This window comes from Streptomyces sp. NPDC001848, from assembly GCF_042891915.1.
GTDB lineage: Bacteria > Actinomycetota > Actinomycetes > Streptomycetales > Streptomycetaceae > Streptomyces.
Map to the genome: position 1 here is coordinate 1 of NZ_JBIATP010000051.1, position 1469 is coordinate 1469.

At 70.5% G+C, this 1469-nt stretch carries 1 protein-coding gene; it reads left to right on the top strand.

Features of this window, described 5'->3' with window-relative positions:
• The first annotated feature begins 49 nt into the window (after positions 1–49).
• The gene (locus tag ACFYZJ_RS39380) at positions 50–1447 is read left to right on the top strand and encodes an IS30 family transposase (protein WP_388577220.1); all 1398 of its coding nucleotides are present in this window, start codon (positions 50–52) and stop codon (positions 1445–1447) included.
• Positions 1448–1469 lie beyond the last annotated feature (22 nt).

The following is a 1469-nucleotide window of genomic DNA, read 5'->3' on the forward strand; positions in this document are numbered from 1 at the left end:
TGGGTGGATTCCACTGGTCGTTGCAACACCTTGATCGAGGTGGTGTTGCATGGGACGGCCAGCAGGGTGGATCACGACGCTGACGGGGCGTCCGGCGATGCGTTCGCCGGGGCGGCCGCCGATCCGGCGCGGTGTGGAGCGGGAGTTCTGGGTGCGGATCGCGGAGGGGATGTCCAGCGAGGAGGCGGGGATCGCGTGCGGTGTGTCGGGCGTGGTCGGCTCGCGGTGGTTCCGTGAGGGCGGCGGCATGCCCACGCTCCGGCTCGGCCCTGACTCGGGCCGGTACCTGTCCTTCGCCGAGCGGGAGGAGATCGCCCTACTGCGGGCCCAGGACATCGGGGTGCGGGAAATCGCGCGCCGACTGGGCCGGTCGCCCTCGACGATCTCGAGGGAGCTGCGGCGCAACGCCGCCACGCGCGGCGCCCGGCTGGACTACCGGGCCTCGATTGCCCAGTGGAAGGCCGAGTTGGCGGCCAAGCGCCCCAAGACCCCGAAGCTCGTGGCCTGCGAGCGCCTGCGCGACTACGTTCAGGCCCGGTTGTCGGGCGAGGTGCAACTGCCGGACGGGACACCGGTGTCCGGCCCTCAGACCCCGGAGTGGAAGGGACGGAACAAGCCGCGGCGCGAGGACCGGCGTTGGGCGACGGCCTGGAGCCCCGAGCAGATCGCCAACCGGCTCCCGGTCGACTTCCCGGACGACGACTCCATGCGGATCTCCCACGAGGCGATATACCAGGCGCTCTACATCCAGGGACGCGGAGCGCTCGATCGCGAGCTTGTCACCTGCCTGCGGACCGGGCGGGCGCTGCGCGCTCCCCGGGCGCGTTCCCGGCAGCGTGCCGTCGGCCACGTCACCCCCGAGACCGTGATCGCCCAGAGACCGGCCGAGGCCGGCGACCGCGCGGTCGCCGGCCACTGGGAGGGTGACCTGATCATCGGCACCAACCAGTCCGCGATCGGCACCCTCGTGGAACGTACGACACGGTTCACCATGCTGCTGCACCTGCCCCGCCTCGAGGGCTACGGTGTCGAGGCGCGCGTCAAGAACGGCCCGGCGCTGGCGGGGCACGGTGCCGAGGCCGTCCGGGAAGCGACCGCCGCCGCATTCGCGACGCTACCGGAGCGCATGCGCCGCTCGCTGACCTGGGACCGAGGCAAGGAGCTGGCCCAGCACGCCCAACTGCGCGCGGACACGGGGATGAAGGTGTTCTTCGCTGACCCCCATAGTCCCTGGCAGCGCGGCACGAACGAGAACACCAACGGGCTCCTGAGGCAGTACTTCCCAAAGGGGACGGATCTGTCCCGATGGACCGCCGACGAGATCAACGCGGTGGCTGCCACCCTCAACAGCAGACCCCGCAAGACCCTCGACTGGAAGACTCCTGCGGAAGCCCTAGACGATCAGCTAAAGTCGCCGGTCAGAGCCGGTGTTGCAACGACTGGTTGAATCCGGGCTGGCTGCCCGCATC